The 21,556-nt window shown below is 48.9% G+C and carries 17 protein-coding genes and 1 tRNA gene; 3 read left to right on the top strand and 15 right to left on the bottom strand.

The features are described 5' to 3' along the window. The 15 genes from L1285_RS18680 to deoC all read right to left on the bottom strand — a co-directional run. Positions 1-247 (bottom strand): GTP-binding protein (locus L1285_RS18680; protein ID WP_235413663.1); only part of this gene is annotated, 247 nt, incomplete at its 3' end. Between the two features lie 57 nt (positions 248-304). Next, the gene (gene fusA, locus L1285_RS18675; protein ID WP_054016908.1) at positions 305-2,419 is read right to left on the bottom strand and encodes an elongation factor G; all 2,115 of its coding nucleotides are present in this window, start codon (positions 2,417-2,419) and stop codon (positions 305-307) included. Positions 2,420-2,446: 27 nt separating this feature from the next. After that, positions 2,447-2,917, bottom strand: coding sequence for a 30S ribosomal protein S7 (gene rpsG / locus L1285_RS18670; protein ID WP_046003850.1), 471 nt, complete (start codon positions 2,915-2,917; stop codon positions 2,447-2,449). Positions 2,918-3,019: 102 nt separating this feature from the next. Further along, positions 3,020-3,394 carry a 30S ribosomal protein S12 gene (gene rpsL, locus L1285_RS18665; RefSeq protein ID WP_010387308.1) on the bottom strand — a complete coding sequence of 125 codons (375 nt, stop codon included), beginning with the start codon at positions 3,392-3,394 and terminating at the stop codon, positions 3,020-3,022. A gap of 190 nt (positions 3,395-3,584) precedes the next feature. Beyond that, positions 3,585-7,766, bottom strand: a complete 4,182-nt coding sequence (rpoC, locus tag L1285_RS18660) for a DNA-directed RNA polymerase subunit beta' (protein ID WP_235413662.1) — start codon at positions 7,764-7,766, stop codon at positions 3,585-3,587. Between the two features lie 95 nt (positions 7,767-7,861). Next, positions 7,862-11,887 carry a DNA-directed RNA polymerase subunit beta gene (rpoB, locus tag L1285_RS18655; protein WP_235413661.1) on the bottom strand — a complete coding sequence of 1,342 codons (4,026 nt, stop codon included), beginning with the start codon at positions 11,885-11,887 and terminating at the stop codon, positions 7,862-7,864. 265 nt (positions 11,888-12,152) lie between these two features. Beyond that, a complete protein-coding gene (rplL, locus tag L1285_RS18650) occupies positions 12,153-12,515 on the bottom strand; it encodes a 50S ribosomal protein L7/L12 (RefSeq protein WP_023400585.1) in 363 nt (120 codons plus the stop codon). 70 nt (positions 12,516-12,585) lie between these two features. Then, complete coding sequence (rplJ, locus tag L1285_RS18645; RefSeq protein ID WP_046003847.1) at positions 12,586-13,080, bottom strand: 50S ribosomal protein L10; 495 nt, start codon at positions 13,078-13,080, stop codon at positions 12,586-12,588. A gap of 332 nt (positions 13,081-13,412) precedes the next feature. Further along, positions 13,413-14,117 (bottom strand): 50S ribosomal protein L1, encoded by a 705-nt coding sequence (gene rplA / locus L1285_RS18640; protein WP_010387319.1) that lies wholly within the window; start codon positions 14,115-14,117, stop codon positions 13,413-13,415. A gap of 6 nt (positions 14,118-14,123) precedes the next feature. Further along, positions 14,124-14,552: a 50S ribosomal protein L11 gene (gene rplK, locus L1285_RS18635; protein WP_010387320.1), complete on the bottom strand. Its 429-nt coding sequence runs from the start codon at positions 14,550-14,552 to the stop codon at positions 14,124-14,126. Positions 14,553-14,729: 177 nt separating this feature from the next. Then, positions 14,730-15,287 carry a transcription termination/antitermination protein NusG gene (gene nusG, locus L1285_RS18630; protein WP_046003846.1) on the bottom strand — a complete coding sequence of 186 codons (558 nt, stop codon included), beginning with the start codon at positions 15,285-15,287 and terminating at the stop codon, positions 14,730-14,732. Positions 15,288-15,324: 37 nt separating this feature from the next. Beyond that, on the bottom strand, positions 15,325-15,702 hold the full coding sequence (secE, locus tag L1285_RS18625; RefSeq protein ID WP_046003845.1) for a preprotein translocase subunit SecE: 378 nt from the start codon (positions 15,700-15,702) through the stop codon (positions 15,325-15,327). A 129-nt stretch (positions 15,703-15,831) separates the two neighbouring features. Then, a tRNA-Trp gene (locus L1285_RS18620) sits at positions 15,832-15,908 on the bottom strand. Positions 15,909-16,036: 128 nt separating this feature from the next. Beyond that, positions 16,037-16,534 carry a hypothetical protein gene (locus L1285_RS18615; protein ID WP_235413670.1) on the bottom strand — a complete coding sequence of 166 codons (498 nt, stop codon included), beginning with the start codon at positions 16,532-16,534 and terminating at the stop codon, positions 16,037-16,039. Between the two features lie 32 nt (positions 16,535-16,566). Then, entirely contained in the window at positions 16,567-17,313 is a 747-nt protein-coding gene (gene deoC / locus L1285_RS18610) for a deoxyribose-phosphate aldolase (protein WP_235413660.1), read from the bottom strand. A 436-nt stretch (positions 17,314-17,749) separates the two neighbouring features. Here deoC and cysG point away from each other — a divergent pair, with 436 nt between their 5' ends. The 3 genes from cysG to cysN are packed head-to-tail and all read left to right on the top strand — an operon-like array spanning position 17,750 to position 21,530. Further along, positions 17,750-19,171, top strand: coding sequence for a siroheme synthase CysG (gene cysG, locus L1285_RS18605; protein ID WP_235413659.1), 1,422 nt, complete (start codon positions 17,750-17,752; stop codon positions 19,169-19,171). After that, a complete protein-coding gene (cysD, locus tag L1285_RS18600) occupies positions 19,168-20,115 on the top strand; it encodes a sulfate adenylyltransferase subunit CysD (protein WP_268795174.1) in 948 nt (315 codons plus the stop codon). Before cysG ends, cysD begins: the two co-directional genes overlap by 4 nt. Continuing rightward, on the top strand, positions 20,115-21,530 hold the full coding sequence (cysN, locus tag L1285_RS18595) for a sulfate adenylyltransferase subunit CysN (RefSeq protein ID WP_235413658.1): 1,416 nt from the start codon (positions 20,115-20,117) through the stop codon (positions 21,528-21,530). The genes cysD and cysN overlap by 1 nt, the downstream gene beginning before the upstream one ends. Positions 21,531-21,556: the final 26 nt, after the last annotated feature.

Here is a 21,556-nt window from a genome sequence, read left to right as displayed (position 1 = left end):
GACAGTCAACGTGCGCGTAGTGGCGAGTTGGTGTGTCGTACTCAACGTGTGAAGTTGAGATTGTGATACCACGCTCACGCTCTTCTGGAGCGTTATCGATTGATGCGAAGTCTTTCGCTTCACCACCGTATACTTTTGCAAGTACGTTAGTGATTGCTGCAGTTAGGGTAGTTTTACCGTGGTCAACGTGGCCGATAGTACCAACGTTAACGTGCGGTTTCGAACGTTCAAACTTTTCTTTTGCCATTTTCAAAATTCCTATAAAGAAATTAAAGTCCAGCCCTAAGACCGGACCGAACTAAAATTACTTAACAGCGCGAGCTGCAATAATTGCGTCAGCAACGTTTTTCGCCGCTTCTGCGTACTTGGAAAATTCCATTGAGTACGAAGCTCGACCTTGTGTTGCAGAACGAAGATCGGTTGCATAACCAAACATTTCAGACAGTGGCACCTGAGCATTAACTTGCTTCAGACCACCAAATGAGTCTTCCATACCTTCGATTATGCCTCGACGACGGTTGAGGTCGCCAACGACATCACCCATGTTTGCTTCAGGGGTGGTGACTTCTACCTTCATAACAGGCTCAAGAATCACAGGCTGCGCATCAAGCGCACCTTTCTTGAAGCCCATTGCGCCGGCAATCTTAAACGCCATCTCATTTGAGTCGACATCGTGGAACGAGCCGTCAAACAAGGTAGCTTTCACACCCAGCATAGGATAACCCGCAAGAACACCTTGCTTCATCTGCTCCTGGATGCCTTTGTCAACCGCAGGAATGTATTCCTTAGGAACCGTGCCACCTACGATTTCGTTTACGAATTCGTAAATTGGCGCGTCTTCATCAGCAACATCCATAGGCTCGAGCTTCAACCAAACGTGACCGTACTGGCCGCGTCCGCCTGACTGACGTACGAATTTACCTTCGGCTTCAACCGAACCGCGGATCGTTTCACGATAAGCAACTTGTGGCTTACCTACGTTACATTCAACACTGAATTCACGTTTCATACGATCTACGATGATATCCAGGTGGAGTTCACCCATACCTGAAATAATGGTTTGGCCTGATTCTTCGTCGGTTTCAACTCTGAAAGACGGGTCTTCCGCCGCCAGTTTACCCAGCGCGATACCCATTTTTTCTTGGTCAGCAACGGTCTTAGGCTCTACTGCCACTGAAATCACAGGCTCTGGGAATTCCATACGCTCTAACGTGATAACAGCATCATGGGCACAAAGCGTGTCACCTGTGGTAACGTCTTTGAGACCAATTGCAGCAGCAATGTCCCCGGCGCGAACTTCTTTGATCTCTTCACGCGAGTTAGAGTGCATCTGAACGATACGTCCAAAGCGCTCTTTTTTGCCTTTAACTGGGTTATAAACCGAGTCACCCTGACCTACTGTGCCGGAATAAACTCGGAAGAAGGTAAGCGTACCAACAAATGGGTCGGTGGCGATCTTAAACGCCAGAGCAGAAAACGGTGCGCTGTCGTCCGCAGGACGCGTTGCTTCGCTTTCATCTTCCAGGATACCCTGGATCTCTTTAACCTCAGTTGGAGATGGCATGTATTCAACAACAGCATCAAGCACAGCCTGAACACCTTTGTTTTTGAACGCACTACCACAGGTCATTGGAACAATTTCATTGTTCAATGTACGCTGACGGATCGCGGCCTTAATTTCGGCCTCGTTCAGTTCACCTTCTTCAAGATATTTGTCCATTAGCTCTTCAGAAGCTTCTGCGGCAGATTCGAGTAGCTCTGCGCGCCACTCCTCTGCCAGCTCCTGAAGTTCTGCCGGGATCTCTTCGTAATTGAAAGTCATCCCCTGGTCTTCAGCATTCCAGTTGATTGCTTTCATCTTGATGAGATCAATAACACCTTTAAATTCATCTTCAGCACCAATTGGTAGCTGAATTGGCACAGGCGTAGCGCCAAGACGCTTTTTCACCTGATCCACAACGGCGAGGAAATCTGCGCCGGTACGGTCCATTTTATTGACGAAAATCATGCGAGGTACTTCGTACTTGTTCGCCTGACGCCAAACGGTTTCCGTTTGTGGTTGTACACCTGATGAAGCACATAATACGACTACAGCCCCATCTAGTACACGTAATGAACGTTCTACTTCGATGGTGAAGTCTACGTGTCCGGGAGTATCGATGATGTTTATACGATGCTCATCAAACTGAGCATCCATCCCTTTCCAGAAACACGTGGTCGCAGCAGAAGTAATGGTAATACCACGCTCCTGCTCCTGCTCCATCCAGTCCATAGTTGCGGCACCATCATGTACCTCACCAATTTTGTGAGACAGGCCCGTGTAATAAAGTACACGTTCCGTGGTGGTGGTTTTCCCCGCATCTACGTGAGCACAGATCCCGATATTACGGTAGCGCTCAATAGGAGTTGTACGTGCCATATTATCCTCTTAAAGGTCTCGGGCAGATTACCAACGGTAGTGAGCGAATGCTTTGTTCGCTTCAGCCATACGGTGAACGTCTTCACGTTTCTTAACCGCAGTGCCTTTGTTGTCAGCAGCGTCAAGCATCTCTTGAGCCAGACGAAGGCCCATTGATTTCTCGCCACGCTTACGTGCAGCTTCAACCAACCAACGCATACCTAGTGCGTTGCGACGAACTGGACGTACTTCAACTGGTACTTGGTACGTAGAACCACCAACACGGCGAGATTTAACCTCAACCTGTGGGCGTACGTTATCAAGTGCAGACTCGAAGATTTCTAGGTGCGACTTGCCTGATTTTTCAGCAGCCACGTCTAGCGCACCATATACGATTTTTTCAGCAGTAGACTTCTTGCCGTCTAGCATTACTACGTTTACGAATTTAGCAAGAAGCTCTGATCCGAACTTCGGATCTGGAAGAATTTTACGTTGACCTATTACGCGTCTTCTAGGCATTTTCTCTCTCCGGTATCTTCAGGTTCGTCTTACTACGACGAATTCCCAAAACAAAATATATAAATTAAAACTTAAGTGCTTGGCCTTACTAACGGAGAACCATTAGCCCTTAGGACGTTTTGCACCGTACTTAGAACGACCTTGTTTACGGTCGTTTACGCCAGCACAGTCAAGCGCGCCACGTACTGTGTGGAAACGCACACCTGGTAAGTCTTTAACACGACCACCACGGATTAGGATAACACTGTGCTCTTGCAAGTTGTGGCCTTCACCACCAATGTAAGATGTTACTTCGAAGCCGTTCGTTAGACGAACACGCGCTACTTTACGTAGTGCAGAGTTTGGCTTCTTAGGTGTAGTTGTATATACACGAGTACATACACCACGCTTTTGAGGACAAGCTTTAAGAGCAGCTGAGTTGCTCTTAGTAACCTTGCTGCGACGTGGCTTACGTACTAGCTGGTTAATAGTTGCCATTAAATAGCTCCTGAATTAATAAAATTACTACTGAAAAAATCAAATTTCGCCATTTTAAGCGTTCGGTTATTCGAACGAATAAATGGGTGGCGGAATTTTAATGAGCAAAGTTTAACCTGTCAACCAAAACAACTAAAAAGGCAGCGTTAAAGCTGCCTTTTTATTGCAATTGACGCGTTTTTCGTCAATTTTAGTCTTGGCCGCCAAGCAAGTCTGCATTTAGTGCGTCAGTCAGTGCTTGAGATGCTTCTTCAGCACTTACTGTCTGCTCTTCAACTGCAGCTTCATTTTGCTTACGACGGTTGATGCGATCTAGGTGGTAAGAGAAACCGGTACCCGCTGGGATCAAACGACCCACGATAACGTTTTCTTTCAGACCACGTAGCTCATCACTCTTACCATTTACTGCCGCTTCAGTCAGGACACGTGTTGTCTCCTGGAACGAGGCTGCAGAGATGAAAGACTCTGTTGCCAGTGAGGCTTTGGTAATACCCATCAGCTGAATTTCGAACTTAGCTGGGATCTTACCTTGTTTCTCTAGCTCACGGTTTGCGATGTTAACGCGCGCCACTTCGGCTTGCTCGCCTGCCAGGAACTCACTGTCACCACCATCGATGATGATACATTTACGTAGCATCTGACGAATGATGGTTTCGATGTGCTTATCGTTAATCTTTACACCCTGTAGACGATATACTTCTTGTACTTCGTTTACGATGTAGTTAGATACGTCAGTCACACCACGCAGACGTAAGATGTCGTGCGGAGACTCAGGACCATCGGCGATAACTTCACCTTTGGATACCTGCTCACCCTCGAACACGTTCAGCTGACGCCATTTCGGGATCATTTCTTCGTATGCATCACCCTCTTCCGGCGTGATCACCAGGCGCTTCTTACCTTTGGTTTCTTTACCAAAGCTAACGGTACCTGTGATTTCTGCCAGGATTGCTGGATCTTTTGGCTTACGCGCTTCAAACAAGTCAGCAACTCGAGGTAGACCACCCGTGATATCACGTGTCTTCGAACCTTCCTGAGGAATACGTGCCAATACGTCACCCGGCTGTGCCGTTGCACCATCTGTGATTTCGATGGTAGTGAACGAAGGCAGACGAATTTCCTGCAGGCCACGCTCTTCATTTTCAATGATCAGCTTAGGTTCTTTTGCATTCACCTTAGCAAGGTCTTTAACAACCACACGCGTCAGACCAGTTAGCTCGTCTGTTTGTGCTTCAGTGTTAGAATCGTCGATGTCGCTGAACGATACTTTAGACTCGTGCTCGATGATGATTGGGTGACTATGCGGGTCCCAGGTCGCGACAATGTCGTTACCTTTCACTTCTGCACCGTCACTCACTGACAATACGGCACCGTAAGGCACTTTATAGCGCTCTTTCTCACGGCCCTGCTCGTCAATAACCGTAATTTCGGTTGAACGTGAGGTGATCACTATCTTGCCGTCGGTATTGATTACAAACTTCGCATTGTGCAGCTTCATGCTACCGTTGTTCTTAACCTGAACGCTGTTTTCTGCAGACGCTCGAGATGCCGCACCACCGATGTGGAAGGTACGCATCGTAAGCTGGGTACCCGGCTCACCGATTGACTGTGCCGCGATAACACCAACAGACTCACCCGCGTTGATGATGTGGCCACGTGCCAGGTCACGACCATAACACTTAGCACATACACCAAAGTCGTTTTCACAGGTGATAACTGAACGTACTTTTACTTCGTCCACTGAGTGCTCTTCTAACAGGTCACACAGCTTCTCATCAAGCATCACGTTACGTTCAACCAGCACTTCGTCAGTGCCTGGGATAACCACGTCTTCAGCTACAACACGACCCAATACACGCTCGCGTAGTGGTTCTACAACGTCACCACCTTCAATCAGCGGCTTCATCACTGTACCTTCAAGGGTACCACAATCGGTTTCGTTGATGACCAAGTCTTGTGCAACGTCTACCAGACGACGAGTCAGGTAACCCGAGTTCGCTGTCTTAAGTGCAGTATCCGCAAGACCTTTACGCGCACCGTGCGTCGAGATGAAGTACTGTAGTACGTTCAGACCTTCACGGAAGTTTGCGGTAATAGGTGTTTCGATGATTGAACCATCCGGACGTGCCATCAGACCACGCATACCGGCTAGCTGACGGATCTGAGCAGCACTACCACGTGCGCCCGAGTCGGCCATCATGAACACTGAGTTGAAAGAATCTTGCTCTTCTTCTTCACCCTGCGCATTCACAACCGTGTCTTTCGACAAGTTCGCCATCATCTCGCGTGACAAGTTTTCATTAACACGTGACCAGATATCGATAACTTTGTTGTATTTCTCACCCGCAGTTACAAGACCAGACTGGAATTGCTGGTTAATTTCAGTAACTTCAGCTTCTGCCGCTTCGATGATGCCTGTTTTAGTTGGTGGGATTTCCATATCGTTGATACCGATAGAAACACCCGACTTCATCGCGTAGTGGAAACCGGTGTACATCACCTGGTCCGCAAAGATAACGGTATCTTTCAGACCCAGACGACGATAACACTCGTTCAACAGGCCAGAGATCTGCTTTTTACCCAGCGCACGGTTGATTAGTTCAAACGGCAGGCCAGTCGGCATGATCAAAGACAGGATGGCACGACCAACTGTGGTTTCAACCACTTCGGTCACATCTTTACGTTCACCTGTTTCGCCATCAATGTGGACTTCTGCGATACGTACTTTTACGCGTGCGTGTAATTCTGCAGCGCCAGTACGATATGCTTTTTCAGCTTCTTTCGCATCTTTGAAGACAATGCCTTCACCTTTTGCATTGATGCGGTCACGCGTCATGTAGTACAGACCCAATACAACGTCCTGTGACGGTACGATGATTGGCTCACCGTTCGCAGGAGACAGAATGTTGTTGGTCGACATCATCAGCGCACGTGCTTCAAGCTGTGCTTCCAGTGTCAACGGTACGTGTACCGCCATTTGGTCGCCGTCGAAGTCAGCGTTATACGCCGCACACACTAGCGGGTGCAGGTGGATTGCTTTACCTTCGATTAGTACCGGTTCAAACGCCTGGATACCAAGTCTGTGAAGTGTTGGTGCACGGTTCAGAAGAACCGGGTGCTCACGGATCACTTCGTCAAGTACGTCCCAAACCTCTGGTACTTCGCGCTCTACCATCTTCTTCGCAGCTTTGATGGTAGTCGCCATGCCGCGGCGCTCTAGTTTGCCGTAGATGAATGGCTTGAATAGCTCAAGTGCCATTTTCTTAGGCAGACCACACTGATGTAGTTTCAGTGTAGGACCAACTGTGATTACAGAACGGCCAGAGTAGTCTACACGCTTACCTAGCAGGTTTTGACGGAAACGACCTTGCTTACCTTTGATCATGTCTGCAAGCGATTTCAGAGGACGCTTGTTAGAACCAGTGATCGCACGGCCACGACGACCGTTATCTAATAGTGCATCGACCGCTTCTTGCAACATACGCTTTTCGTTACGTACGATGATGTCTGGTGCAGCCAGGTCAAGTAGACGCTTAAGACGGTTGTTACGGTTGATAACACGACGGTATAAATCGTTCAGATCAGACGTCGCAAAACGACCACCATCCAGTGGTACCAATGGACGTAGATCAGGTGGCAGAACTGGCAGTACGCTCATTACCATCCACTCAGGGTTGTTACCTGACTGGTGGAACGCTTCCATCAACTTAAGACGCTTAGTAATCTTCTTACGCTTAGTTTCAGAGTTGATAGTTGGCAGCTCTTCACGCATTTCTGCGATCAGTTGACCCAGGTCCAGGTCGCGCAGTAGATCAAGTACCGCTTCGGCACCCATCTTAGCTTCAAACTCGTCACCGTGCTCTTCCAGTGCATCCAGGTACTCTTCTTCACCTAGCAGCTGACCACGCTCAAGCGTTGTCATACCAGGCTCAGTTACAACGAATGATTCGAAGTAAAGTACACGCTCGATGTCACGTAGCGTCATGTCCAGCATCAGGCCGATACGAGACGGCAATGATTTTAGGAACCAAATGTGGGCAACTGGGCTGGCCAGTTCAATGTGACCCATGCGGTCACGGCGTACTTTAGTCAGTGTAACTTCAACGCCACACTTTTCACAGATCACACCACGGTGCTTCAAGCGCTTGTACTTACCACACAAACACTCATAATCTTTTACTGGGCCGAAGATACGGGCACAGAATAAGCCGTCACGCTCAGGCTTGAAAGTACGGTAGTTAATTGTCTCAGGTTTCTTTACCTCACCATAGGACCATGAACGCACCATGTCCGGCGAAGCAAGACCAATGCGAATTGCATCGAATTCTTCGGTCTTATTTTGTTGCTTCAGAAACTTAAGTAAGTCTTTCACCTTAGCTCTCCTGTCGGAGTTAATCTTGAGGGCAAGCCAGGCTTGCCCCTTCATTCTTTTCAGTCCGGTCTGGGCCGCTTACGCGGCCCGGCGGATCAACTTTCTTCCAATTCGATGTTGATACCCAGCGAGCGGATCTCTTTCAACAATACGTTGAACGACTCCGGCATGCCCGGCTCCATCTTATGGTTGCCGTCTACGATGTTCTTATACATCTTAGTACGACCATTTACGTCATCCGACTTAACTGTCAGCATTTCCTGTAGCGTGTAGGCAGCACCGTATGCTTCAAGTGCCCATACCTCCATCTCACCGAAACGCTGACCACCGAACTGTGCCTTACCACCCAGCGGCTGCTGAGTAACCAGGCTGTAAGAACCGGTAGAACGTGCGTGCATCTTGTCATCAACAAGGTGGTTCAGTTTCAGCATGTACATGTAGCCAACCGTTACCTGACGCTCGAATGCGTCACCGGTACGACCATCGTACAGGGTTACCTGACCGCTTCTTGGATAACCACCCAGCTCTAGCATGTCTTTGATTTCAGCTTCGCGTGCACCGTCAAACGCAGGTGTTGCGATTGGCAGACCGCCTTTCAGGTTGTGCGCCAAACGACGGATCTCATCATCAGAGAAGTTTTCAATATCGACTTTCTGACGGCAATCACCGATTTCGTAAGCTTTCTTGATGAAGTCGCGCATTTCGTGAAGTTCACGTTGCTCTTTCATCATGTCTTCGATGCGCTCACCGATACCGCGTGCAGCAAGACCCATGTGAGTTTCCAGGATCTGACCGATGTTCATCCGCGATGGTACACCCAGTGGGTTCAGAACGATGTCTACCGTACGACCTTTTTCGTCGTAAGGCATGTCTTCAACAGGCACGATAGTAGAGATTACACCCTTGTTACCGTGACGACCCGCCATCTTATCACCCGGTTGGATGCGACGTTTAACAGCCAGATAAACCTTAACGATCTTCAGTACGCCAGGCGCCAGGTCATCACCTTGGGTGATCTTGCGACGCTTGTTCTCGAACTTCTTATCGTATTCAGCTTTCAGCTCGTCGTACTGCGCAGCCAGTTGCTCTAATTCAGCTTGCTGCTCTTCGTCAGCCAGGCTTTGCGTCAGTAGTTTTTCAGCGTTCAGTTCAGCGATTTTCTCTTCGCTCAGACCAGCACGTACCAGCAGGTCACGCGCACGTGTCAGTACACCGCCTTCAAGGATACGGAACTCTTCGTTGAAGTCTTTCTTCGCTTCGCGAAGCTGCATGTCTTCAACTTCCAGCGCACGCTTGTCTTTCTCTACGCCATCACGGGTAAAGACCTGAACGTCGATAACCGTACCAGAAACAGAGTTAGGCACACGCAGTGAGCTGTCTTTTACGTCAGACGCTTTTTCACCGAAGATAGCACGTAGTAGCTTTTCTTCTGGCGTCAGCTGAGTTTCGCCTTTTGGTGTTACTTTACCAACCAGGATATCGCCGCCTTTTACTTCAGCACCGATGTATACAACACCTGATTCGTCCAGCTTACCTAGCGCAGACTCACCCACATTCGGGATATCAGCTGTGATCTCTTCTGGACCAAGCTTAGTATCACGCGCAATACACTGTAGTTCCTGGATGTGGATTGTAGTTAGACGATCTTCCTGAACAACGCGCTCTGATAGTAGGATTGAATCCTCGAAGTTATAACCATTCCACGGCATGAATGCCACGCGCAGGTTTTGACCAAGAGCCAGGTCGCCCAGGTCAGTCGAAGGACCATCCGCCAGTACGTCACCACGGACAACCGGCTCACCTACCATACAAGTTGGCTTTTGGTTGATACAGGTGTTCTGGTTAGAACGGGTGTATTTGGTCAGGTTGTAGATGTCGATACCCGCTTCACCAGGTACGCGCTCTTCTTCGTTCACGTTAACAACGATACGGCTTGCATCAGCATACTTCACCACACCGCCACGCTTAGCAACAATGGTTACACCAGAGTCTTTTGCCAGCGTACGCTCGATACCTGTACCTACCAGCGGCTTATCTGCGCGCAGTGTTGGTACAGCCTGACGTTGCATGTTCGATCCCATCAATGCACGGTTCGCATCATCGTGTTCAAGGAATGGGATAAGTGCCGCTGCCACAGAGATAACCTGCTGCGGAGATACATCCATATACTGGATGCTGTCGCTTGGCATAAAGGTTGATTCACCTTTGTAACGACATGGGATCAGTTCTTCTGCAAACTGGTTTGCTTCAGTCAGGTTGGTATTCGCCTGTGCGATTACGAACTGACCTTCTTCAATTGCAGACAGGTAATCAACGTCATCGGTTACTACACCGTCAACCACTTTACGATATGGGGTTTCAAGGAAACCATAATCGTTAGTACGTGCGTACGTAGACAATGAGTTGATCAGACCGATGTTTGGACCTTCAGGCGTTTCGATTGGACAAACACGACCGTAGTGCGTTACGTGTACGTCTCGAACCTCGAAGCCAGCACGTTCACGTGTCAGACCACCCGGACCAAGTGCAGAAATACGACGCTTGTGCGTTACTTCTGACAGCGGGTTGTTCTGGTCCATGAACTGAGACAGCTGTGAAGAACCAAAGAATTCTTTAACGGCAGCAGAAATTGGCTTCGCGTTGATCAGATCCTGAGGCATTACGTTGTCCAGATCACCTAAGCTCAGACGCTCGCGTACAGCACGCTCAACACGTACCAGACCTACGCGGAACTGGTTCTCTGCCATTTCACCTACAGAACGGATACGACGGTTACCTAAGTGGTCGATATCGTCCACATCGCCTTTACCGTTACGGATGTCGATCAACACCTTCATCACGCTCACAATGTCTTCTTTGCTCAGCGTGCCTGGGCCTGTGTCAGTATCATAACCAACACGGCTGTTGAACTTCATACGACCAACCGTTGACAAGTCATAACGCTCGTCAGAGAAGAACAGATTGTCAAACAAGGCTTCTGCTGCTTCTTTTGTTGGTGGCTCACCCGGGCGCATCATACGGTAGATTTCTACCAGTGCTTCAAGACGGTTTGCTGTGCTGTCAATGCGCAGTGTTTCCGACATGTAGGCACCGCTGTCTACATCGTTGATGTACAGGGTATCGATTTTAGTGTGACCTGCTTTAACCAGCTCGGCCATCAACTCCAGAGACAGCTCAGCATTCGCTTCTGCAATGATCTCACCGGTTGACTCATCGATGTAGTTTCGCGCAACCACACGACCAATGATGTACTCATGCGGTACTTCTAACTGGTCAATGCCCTTTTTCTCGATTGTTTTTATATGACGGGCTGTGATACGACGACCCTGCTCAACCAGGACTTCACCGTCTGCATCTTTGATATCAAAGGCAGCAGTTTCACCACGCAGTCGAGATGGTACCAACTCCATCATTACTTTGCCGTTAGTTACTTCGAACGCAGTGGTTTCGAAGAACATTGCCAAGATTTCATCTGTCGTGAACTCAAGGGCACGCAGAATGATTGACGCAGGCAGTTTACGACGACGGTCGATACGTACAAACAGGTTATCTTTTACATCGAATTCAAAGTCTAACCACGAACCACGGTAAGGGATCACGCGTGCGTTATATAGAACTTTACCCGACGAGTGTGATTTACCACGGTCGTTATCAAAGAATACACCAGGTGAACGGTGTAGCTGAGAAACGATAACACGTTCAGTACCGTTGATAACAAAAGTACCTGTGTCAGTCATGAGCGGGATTTCGCCCATGTAAACTTCTTGCTCTTTAATGTCTTTGACTGTGCCTGGTGCATCTTTGTCCATTAGCACAAGACGAAGTTTTACGCGAAGTGGAGCAGAAAAAGTCACACCGCGAATTTGACATTCTTTTACATCGAATACTGGCTCTCCAATACGATAGCTGACGTATTGAAGCTCAGAATTGCCCGAGTAGCTTTTGATCGGGAACACAGAACGGAATGCCGCTTCCAGTCCGGTATCACCATCAGCGTCCGGTGTAATGAACTTTTTGAACGATTCCAACTGCGTTTGCAAAAGGAAAGGTATGTCCAAAACTTGTGGACGTTTACCAAAATCCTTACGGATACGTTTCTTTTCAGAATAAGAGTAAGCCATGGGGTTCCTCAGCTTGCTGATCTTTGACCCAACCTGTTCATGGAGAACAGACTTCATTGGCATCTAAGCCATGATAACAACATCTAATTGTCGTCCTATGAGTCACTCACTTTCAAAATACTACTAACAAATTGAAAAATAAGAAAAAACATAGGAATTTATTGCGCAACAGGAAAGCGTCGCTCTATAGCGCAAAAGGGCCGGTGATTAAATAATCACCAGCCCTTGCCTGATTGCTCAGGCAGCGAACCTAGCAAATGCCAGATTACTTGATCTCAACTTCAGCACCAGCTTCTTCAAGATCTTTCTTAAGTGCTTCAGCTTCTTCTTTAGAAACAGCTTCTTTGATTGGCGCAGGAGCAGACTCAACAAGAGCTTTTGCTTCTTTAAGGCCAAGACCAGTTGCACCACGTACAGCTTTGATAGCAGCAACTTTGTTACCGCCAGCGCCAGCTAGGATTACGTCGAACTCTGTCTTCTCTTCAGCAGCTTCAGCAGGACCAGCAGCAACAACAGCAGCAGCTGCAGTTACGCCGAATTTTTCTTCCATTGCTTCAACTAGTTCAACAACTTCCATTACTGACATTTCAGCAATCGCGTCAAGGATTTGGTCTTTAGTTACAGACATTTTAAGTTTCCTAATTAATCACGAACCATGGGGTTCTAAAAATTTATTTGTGAAAGTAAGAAGCGTGCTATTAAGCAGCTGCTTCAGCTTTCTGAACACGTACAGCTTCAATTGTTTTACACAATTTACCAGCTGACGCTTCTTTCATAGCGCTCATTAGGCGTGCAACAGCTTCGTCGTAAGTAGGCAGCTTAGCTAGCATGTCTACGTCAACAACATTGCCTTCAAATGCAGCCGCTTTCAGTTCGAACAACTCGTTTTTCTTCGCGAAATCAGCGAAGATACGAGCCGCAGCACCTGGGTGCTCTGAAGAGAAAGCGATTAGGCTTGGGCCTACTAGCGATTCGTTAAGGCACTCATATTCAGTACCTTCAACAGCGCGTTTAGCAAGCGTGTTACGGACAACTTTCATCCATACGCCAGCTTCACGAGCTTCTTTACGAAGCGCAGTGATCGCATCTACTGTTACACCACGAGAATCTGCAACAACTGCAGACAGAGCACCTTTGGCAGCTTCGTTGACTTCAGCAACAATTGCTTTTTTGTCTTGAAGATTTAAAGCCATGGGTGTTACTCCTGGTTATGATGGGAACGTGTCCCAGTTCTACTTTACTCATTGTCTTTCGACTCAGAGCTGCTTTTTACGGCGAGAACCAGAAGATTAGGAAAATCTAGCTGGGATTCACACCGTCTACGTAGGGAATTAAGTAACTTAGTTACACCTACGGTCTTGGACGGAAACGCAATTTATCGGATCATTGTAGACTATAAAGTCTGCAAAGTGCCGAAATTATGCGCTTCAACCCGAATTCTTTGCTTCGTTTTGAGCACAGCTCTCAACGAAATGGCGCAAAATTATAGTCTAATTTTTACGCCATGTAAACGCTTATCTCTAAATTAAGCCACTTGCGTGTTTAGAGTAGCTTGGTCTACAGCAACACCCGCGCCCATAGTCGTTGAGATGCTTACTTTCTTCACGTAAGTACCTTTAGCTTGTGAAGGCTTAGCCTTCTTAAGCGCAACGATAAGTGCTTCCAGGTTTTCCTGAAGCTGGTTCGCGTCGAAATCAACCTTACCGATAGTGGTGTGGATGATGCCGTTTTTGTCGTTACGGTAGCGAACCTGACCCGCTTTCGCGTTTTTAACTGCTTCTGCAACGTTAGGTGTTACAGTGCCAGTCTTAGGGTTAGGCATAAGGCCACGTGGACCTAGGATTTGACCTAGTTGACCAACTACGCGCATTGCATCCGGAGAAGCAACAACTACGTCGAAGTTCATTTCGCCTTTCTTAACCTGCTCAGCAAGATCTTCCATGCCAACCAGGTCAGCGCCAGCTTCTTTCGCTGCGTCCGCGTTTGCACCTTGAGTGAATACCGCTACGCGTACTTCACGACCAGTACCGTGAGGTAGTACAGTTGCACCACGTACGTTTTGGTCAGATTTACGAGCATCGATACCCAGGTTTACAGCAACGTCTACACTTTCAACGAACTTAGCAGTAGCCAGTTCTTTAAGAAGAGCAACAGCTTCGTTGATTTCGTATTCTTTAGTAACATCCACTTTTTCGCGGATAGTACGCATACGCTTAGTTAATTTAGCCATTCTCAATTACCCCTCTACGTTCAAGCCCATTGCACGTGCAGAACCTGCAATCGTGCGTACAGCTGCGTCCATATCAGCAGCAGTAAGATCCGGACGTTTAGTCTCAACGATCTCTTCAAGCTGAGCGCGAGTAACAGTACCCACTTTCTCAGTGTTAGGACGGCCAGAACCAGACTTGATACCAGCTGCTTTCTTAAGAAGGTAAGAAGCAGGCGGAGTTTTCATGTCGAAAGTGAAAGAACGGTCGTTGTAAACAGAAATGATTACAGGAACCGGTGCGCCTTTCTCGATAGACTCTGTACGTGCGTTGAACGCTTTACAGAATTCCATGATGTTTACACCGTGTTGACCTAGTGCAGGACCTACTGGAGGACTAGGATTAGCCATACCAGCAGCAACTTGTAGCTTGATTAAAGCTTCAACTTTTTTAGCCATGATAATACCTCGTTATGTGGGTCTTAGCCTTGTGCGCGCGAGGACGCGTACTCAGACGGCTTCCCAATTAAAAAATTACACTTTTTGTGCGTCATCGTAATGACATACAAAAAGGCCGCTGATTATAGATTAACCAGCGGCCTTTGGCAATAACTTTTGCTGTTTTAAACAACAAAATTACTTGTCTTGTTCAACCTGTCCAAATTCCAGGTCAACCGGCGTAGAGCGGCCGAAGATCAGAACCGATACTTTCAGGCGGCTCTTCTCGTAATCCACCTCTTCAACCACACCGTTGAAGTCAGCAAACGGGCCATCGATAACACGGACCACTTCACCAGGCTCGAACAGAGTCGCTGGCTTAGGTGCTTCTGCATTTTCCTGCAGACGGTTAAGAATGCGATCAGCTTCTTTTTTGCTGATTGGTGCTGGACGATCTGACGTACCACCCACAAAGCCCATTACACGCGGTGTACTGTTGACCAGGTGCCAGGATGCATCATCCATCACCATTTCAACTAACACGTAGCCCGGGAAGAATTTACGCTCAGACTTACGTTTTTGTCCGGCACGCATCTCCACAACTTCTTCAGTCGGGACTAGTACTTCACCGAAGTAGTCTTCCAGACCTTCGATTTTAATGTGCTCAATAATGGTTTGAGCAACGCGCTTTTCAAAACCTGAAAACGCCTGAATTACGTACCAACGTAATTTCTTTTCTTTGTTCTCATCCGACATGGGATCAGATCTCCAATCCAGTTAAAACGCTAGCCTATTAAAAGGTCAAGCCGGTTAAAAAACCAACGGCGCGGAACAGAATGCCGTCTAATCCCCACAGGATCAGCGCCATAACAACTGTCGCGGCCATCACGATAAAGGTCGTGTGTGTTGTTTCCTGACGCGTTGGCCAAACTACTTTGCGAACCTCAATTCTAGACTCTTTAGCAAAAGCGATAAAGGTACGCCCTTTCTCTGTCGTTGCGGCAATGCCCAGTCCGGCACCTACAGCCACCACGACACCAATCGCGCGGATCAACACTGACATGTCAGCGTACATGTAGTTACCAACCACTGCGCCAGTTAGCAAAATTGCAACCAGCAACCACTTTACCGTGTCCATCGAGCTAGACGGGTTTTCAACATTAGTGCTCATAATTTATTTTTACCTTAAATACAGACACAACAACCCTGCATAAAACAGGGTTAATCCATTTCAATCCAAATTTACAAATAAGCGGTGATGACAAGACCCATTATTTTAGATTTGGACTGACTGTTAGAGTGGCAGGGGCGGCAGGACTCGAACCCGCAACCATCGGTTTTGGAGACCGCTGTTCTACCAATTGGAACTACGCCCCTGCAAAGTGGATGCCCATTATACTGACGAACAAACTGAAAACAAGAGTAAAAGATGCGCAAAGCGCTATTTGTGGCAATTTCAGCTAAGCTGAGCGTCAACCAGGCTGTGCACAAGGGCAATTTCACGGCTAATACAAACGCAGCGGATCACCACAGAAGAAATCACACAGCAACCATATCTGCTCGAAAGGATGGGCGTCGGGCACCGTTAAATGCGGCAATGCGCTTTCAAAATCAGTTCGGTGCCACATCGGACTGGCATTGCGGATCAATAGCCAGACGCGCTGGGAGTGATAATGCTTTCCCGCCTTTTGCAGCAGTAACCGTGACAGACCGGTGGCGAGGCGCTGCGAACTCGGTGCCTGCGCCATCACGGCCAGTTCTTGTTGCATCACCAGCGACAGTGGACGGCCAAGCACGGCCATGGCTTCCGTTTCACTGGCATACAGATGGGCAATTTCGATGTCGAGTTGTGACTCTCCCAGATAACAACTGACATCGGGTTTGGCGGGCTGATTATGCCAGATGTGACGCATCGGCGTGTGCGTGAGCCGCTCATAGCTGCGCATAAACAGCTTTGCAGCGCCATGCTCCAGCTGCTGCTTCTCTCGCTCACTATCGCGCATTGCAGCCTGGTCACGTTTCACCTTACCCTCCGTTAGTCTGAACAGTCCAGCTGGTGATGCACATCTTGTAGCAAACTCGATGCGCCAAACCGGAAGTGCGCCGCACACAGCCAGTCTTTACCCATGATATCAACTGCAACTTGTAAGTAATCACTTGCTTGCTCAACACTTTTAACGCCACCGGCCGCTTTAAAGCCAACTGGCTTGCCCGATACTCGGATGCGCTCAAGCATGATTTTTGTTGCTTCTAACGTCGCATTCACCGGCACTTTGCCCGTGCTGGTTTTAATAAAGTCGGCCCCGGCAAGAATGGCAACATCACTGGCCTGGGCTATCTGCTGCGCATTTTCCAGCACCCCAGATTCAATGATCACTTTAAGCTTGACCTGCGCACCACACAACTGTTTGCTGGAGCGCACGTACTGCCAGGGCGTATCCGGATCACCCGCCTGTAACTGCTGATAAGGCATCACCAGATCAATCTCATCCGCCCCGGCCTGTAAGGCCTCTTTGGTCTGTGCCAGCACTTGCTGCAACGACTGCTTGCCGCTGGGGAAGTTGGTGACTGTGGCCACTTTGACCTGTGACCAACCACGCCGCGCCAGTTCACTTTTACACACTGCCACAAACTGTGGGTACACACACACGGCTGCAGGCAGCCCAAGCTCCGGCCGAATGCTGTCTAACAATGCAATGATACTGGCCTCGTTATCCTGCTCGTTTAACGACGTCAGATCCATTAATCCAAGCACCTCGCGTGCGACGGCTTGCATTTTCATATTCGTTTCCTTTTTTCTGCCCCCAGCCTCTTGGCATGGTTGCATCATATGAGTCGGACCTCAACGTTAGCCGCTTGCCCCGCCCTACCACAGGACATTTGTCCGCACTGAATTGAAAGCCAGGTCCAGTAGCCCTGTCACCGAGCCGCAAGGCAACAAAATAGTGCGCTTTGATCGTTTCAGCACAGCTACCAGGCGCTAGATTGTCGAAATTATAACTCATAACCAATAGCTATATCTGTTGTCCGACTCGCACTATCACGCTAAACCCCTTGATATATATGAGGTAAGCCTGTTTTACCGGATTGATATAACTTTTAGTTATAAAAACTGGGTTTAAGTTATTTTTTCCCTGCCTGCGCGCGGGATATTCTGCCACTCTAGAAAAAGCCAGAGTTGGCTTATATCAAGTTTACGATGTTTAAGGGGCAACAGCGTGCAGTACTTACCTATCTTTACCAAGTTGGACAACAAACCCGTGCTGGTCGTCGGCGGTGGTGAAGTTGCACTCAGGAAGATCCGCGCGCTGCTTAAAGCCCGCGCCGATGTGACTGTACTGGCGCCGGAGTTTTGCGACGAGCTTATCCAGCTGTCTGAGCAAGGTGAGCTAAGCCTGAAACAAGCTTACTTCAGTGCCGAAGCCGTTGACGGCATGGCCCTGGTCATTGCTGCCACCGACAACGATGACGTCAATGCTCAGGTCAGCGATGCGGCAGATGCACGTAATATTTTCGTCAATGTGGTTGATGATCAGCCCAAGTGTAGCTTTATTTTTCCGTCTATCGTTGACCGCAACCCCATCACCATTGCGATTTCCAGTGCCGGCACCGCGCCCGTACTGGCACGTCGTTTAAGAGAAAAACTTGAAACCCTGATCCCACAGCATATTGGCCCGCTGGCCCAGCTGGTTGGCGGATTCAGAGACAAAGTTAAAGGCCGTTTTAAACACTTTGCCGATCGCCGCCAGTTCTGGGAGCGGGTGTTCGACTCACATGTGGTCAGCAAAGTCCAAAGCGGTGATACCGCAGGGGCACAGCAGCAACTGCATGACATGCTGGACGACACCGCAGAGCCACAAGGCGAAGTCTGTGTCGTAGGCGCAGGCCCGGGCGATCCGGAACTACTGACGCTCAAGGCACTGCAATTGATGCAACAAGCTGATGTGGTGGTGTATGACTACCTAGTGTCCGATGAAATTATGGAACTGGTCAGACGCGATGCCGACCTAATCTGTGTCGGTAAGCGTGCCGGACACCACAGTGTTAAACAGGAAGACACCAATCAGATGTTGGTTGAGCTGGCCCAACAAGGTAAAAAGGTATGCCGCATCAAAGGCGGTGACCCGTTCATTTACGGCCGGGGTGGCGAAGAAGTTCAGGTACTGGCCGCGGCAAACATCCGCTATCAAATTGTGCCTGGTATTACCGCTGCTGCGGGGTGCAGTGCCTATGCGGGTATACCGCTTACACACCGAGACCATGCTCAGGCTATTCAGTTTGTGACAGGACATTGTAAAAAAGAAGGGCAAGAACTGGACTGGCAGTCGCTGGCCAAGCCCAACCAGACTTTGGCTATTTATATGGGGGTTATTAAATCGCCGCATATACAGGCCCAACTGCTGGCCCATGGCCGCAGTGAACACACGCCTGTGGCCATCGTTGAAAATGGTACACGCAAATCACAGCGTGTTGTGACCACTGAACTTGGTCAACTGGCAGCGCAAATCGAAGCCAACAATATCCAGTCTCCAGCGCTGCTGATTATCGGCGAAGTAGCCGCTTTGCATCAGGAGCTGGCCTGGTTTGGTAAAACAGAACAAATTGCAAGTTACGCTCAGCCGCTCGCTAAGATCGCCTGACACATGAACCACTTTATTTTTCGTATTTAAGTAGGACGACGACAATGGCTTTAACTCACCTTCAGCAACTTGAGGCTGAAAGTATAAAGATTATTCGCGAAGTCGCTGCTGAGTTTGAAAACCCAGTGATGCTTTACTCCATCGGTAAAGACTCATCGGTACTCCTTCACTTAGCACGTAAAGCGTTTTTCCCGGCAAAGATCCCTTTCCCTCTGCTGCATGTAGACACGGACTGGAAATTCCGCGAGATGATTGAGTTTCGTGATCGTCTGGCCAAAGAATATAACTTTGACCTGATTGTGCACAAGAACCCGGAAGGGTTAGAGATGGGCGTTGGTCCATTCACCCACGGCTCAGCCAAACACACTGACATCATGAAAACCCAGGGCCTTAAACAGGCATTAAATAAGTACGGCTTCGATGCCGCATTTGGTGGTGCACGCCGTGATGAAGAAAAGTCTCGTGCCAAAGAGCGTGTGTATTCATTCCGCGACAAACACCACCGCTGGGACCCAAAAAATCAGCGACCCGAGCTGTGGAATACCTACAATGGTCAGGTCAACCCGGGCGAAAGTATTCGTGTATTCCCGCTGTCGAACTGGACTGAACTGGATATCTGGCAATACATCTATCAGGAAAACATTGAGATAGTACCGCTTTACCTGGCAGAGAAACGCCCGGTGGTTGAGCGCGATGGTACGTTGATCATGGTTGACGACGAGCGTATGCCGCTGGCGGAAGGGGAAGTGCCTGAGATGAAGTCTGTACGTTTCCGAACGCTGGGCTGCTACCCGCTGACCGGTGCAGTTGAGTCAGAAGCAAACACCCTGACCGGGATCATCGAAGAAATGTTGTTATCGACCTCTTCCGAGCGTGAAGGCCGGGTCATCGACCATGACTCATCCGGGTCAATGGAGAAGAAAAAACGTGAGGGGTATTTCTAATGTCTACCGCAAATGAAGTAAAAGAACTGGGGATTGAAACCTATTTATCACGCCAACAGGACAAAAGCCTGTTGCGCATGATGACCTGCGGCAGTGTAGACGATGGTAAATCCACCCTGATCGGCCGTTTGCTGCACGACAGCCACCAGATCTATGAAGATCAGCTGGCAGCGCTGCACAAAGACAATGAAAAAGTCGGTAATGCCGGTGAAGAACTGGACCTTGCCTTGCTGGTTGACGGTTTGCAGGCAGAGCGTGAGCAAGGTATCACCATCGACGTCGCATATCGCTATTTCTCAACGGCCAAGCGCAAGTTCATCATCGCGGACACACCTGGGCATGAGCAGTATACCCGTAACATGGTAACCGGCGCTTCAACCAGCGATCTGGCCATTATTCTGGTTGATGCCCGCTATGGTGTGCAGATCCAGACCAAGCGCCACAGTTTTATCTGTGACTCGCTGGGGATCAAGCAATTCGTTGTGGCCATCAACAAAATGGACATCGTTGACTTTGATGAAGCGGTGTTCGAAAAGATCAAGGCCGATTATCTGAAGTTTGCTGAGCAGCTGGACGTTAATGACATCAAGTTCGTGCCCATTTCGGCTCTGAAAGGTGACAACGTCGTTACCCGTTCTGAGCACACACCTTACTACACTGATCAGCCACTGATGGCGCTGCTGGAAGACTCTCCGGCTGCGGAGCCAAACAGTGCCTTCGAAGCCCGCTTCCCGGTGCAATACGTCGTACGCCCTAACCTGGATTTTCGTGGTTTTCAGGGCACGTTGACGTCAGGTGCACTAAGTGTTGGTCAGGCGATTAAGATTTTACCTTCGGGTAAAACCAGCACCATCAAAGAACTGGTCACGTTTGACGGTAACCTCGAGCAAGCTGAAACCGGTCAGGCACTGACCATCACTTTGAATGACGAAGTGGATGTCAGTCGTGGTGATGTGATTGTCCCGGCAGACTCTGCAACTAAGGCAACTAACCTGATCCAGGCCAAACTGGTGTGGATGCACGAGGCGCCGCTGGTGCTGGGCAAAACCTATAACTTCAAGCTCGGAGCTAAAAGCACGGCTGCCATCGTGAAGCAGATTGACCACACCATTGACGTCAATACGCTGGAACACGGCGAAGCTGAGAGCTTGCAATTGAATGAGATTGCCATTGTTACGCTGGAACTGACCGAAACCATTGCGGCCGACGTATATCGTGATAACCACGAAACCGGCGCCTTTATCCTGATCGACCGTCTGAGCAACCTGACGGTGGGTGCGGGCATGATTGATGCCATTTTGGATGAGCAAGTCAGTGAAAAACAGCAGTTCAGTGAGTTTGAGCTGGAGCTTAATGCCCTGGTTCGCAAGCACTTCCCACACTGGCAAGCGCTTGACTTGAGCAAGCTGAAGTAACGGCCTTATGCCTGTTAACGGGAGTT

The organism is Pseudoalteromonas sp. DL2-H2.2 (assembly GCF_021532535.1).
GTDB lineage: Bacteria > Pseudomonadota > Gammaproteobacteria > Enterobacterales > Alteromonadaceae > Pseudoalteromonas > Pseudoalteromonas rubra_A.
Note: the sequence above shows the minus strand (reverse complement) of the source record. Positions and strands in the feature narration are given on the sequence as shown.